The 1,180-nt window shown below is 57.1% G+C and carries 1 pseudogene; it reads left to right on the forward strand.

Annotated elements, in window-relative coordinates:
• Positions 1 to 940: pseudogene (locus HMPREF2559_RS12720) on the forward strand (hypothetical protein); the annotation flags it as partial.
• Between the last annotated feature and the right edge of the window lie 240 nt (positions 941 to 1,180).

Below are 1,180 nucleotides of genomic sequence, written 5' to 3' on the forward strand. Positions count from 1 at the left end.
ACTACGTGTCCACGATTTGCGGGCAACCCCATACCCGGTAGAGCTAGATGTGTCTGAACGTCACAATGAGTCGCTGAATCTTGACCGTTACGTCGAACAGCAGGACCGGGAGCGCGACCTTGCGAACCGTGAGGACGAGGTGGAACGGAAGCACAGCTCCGTACAGCGAGATGTCGATGCTGCAGCGAAAGACCGCAAGCAAGCTGCAGAAGAACTCGAACGGGCGCAGCAGGCCCGTGAAGAAGCCCAGCGTGTGCAGGAAAATGCTGAACAGCAGGCTCGCGAGGTTGCCGAGCGCATACTCAAAGAAGCACGCGAGAAGGCCGAGCAGGACGCCGAAAAGATTCGTGGTGATGCACAGAAGGATGCTGAACAGGAGTTGGGTCTTGCCGAGGCACAGGCGGAAGAGTTGCTGGACCGTGCCAAGGAGGTTGAGAGCGCCGCCGAAGCCAAGCTCAAGCGTGTAGAGCAGGAAGCTGAACAGCTCCGCAGCGAAGCACGCGAAAAGGCCGAGCAAGAAGCCGAGCAGATCCGCAGTGACGCACGCAAAGAAGCTGAGCAGACGCTGGGTCTCGCTGAAGCTCAGGCAGATGAGCTGCTTGACCTTGCCGAAGAATTCGGCAGTGAAGAACATGATGAGGCCACACGTGACGCTGCAGTAACGCGCGAGGAAGCAGAGCAGGAAGCGAAGATCATCATCGAGGAAGCAACGCAGTCGTTGCAGGAGATTTCGCATGTTGATCAGGACTTTTTGCGGGTCGAGATTGACAGCAACCCAGAGATGAAGCAACGGTACCGCGAGATCGTCATCGACCGTACTCAGGAGGAAAGCGCTGCAGTACTGCGTCGCGCGCTGGAACGCATCGCTAAGCGCCGCCAGCAGGAGCAACAGCGCGACCACGACGGTGACAAGGAGTCCCCCGACGGTGGCAAGCCGTAGATGGGGGTCTCCCCTGCCCTGTATGGCCCTGTAGCGGCCTAACAGGATGTCGCCAGGGTCAGTGTCCAGCGACAGCGCTAAAACCGCTCTAATTCAGCGAAAATCGAAGAATTAGAGCGGTGTTTTTTGAAGCGTCCTGGGTTCAGATTCAGGTAACTCAAGGATGAGTGTGAATCCGGGGTTTGTGTCTTTGGGAAGGCCCTTTAGAGGCTCTTCCGGTTTTAGAGTGCATTGATTAGT

Origin of the sequence: Corynebacterium sp. HMSC072G08, from assembly GCF_001809185.1 — a bacterium.
Taxonomy (GTDB): Bacteria; Actinomycetota; Actinomycetes; order Mycobacteriales; family Mycobacteriaceae; genus Corynebacterium; species Corynebacterium phoceense.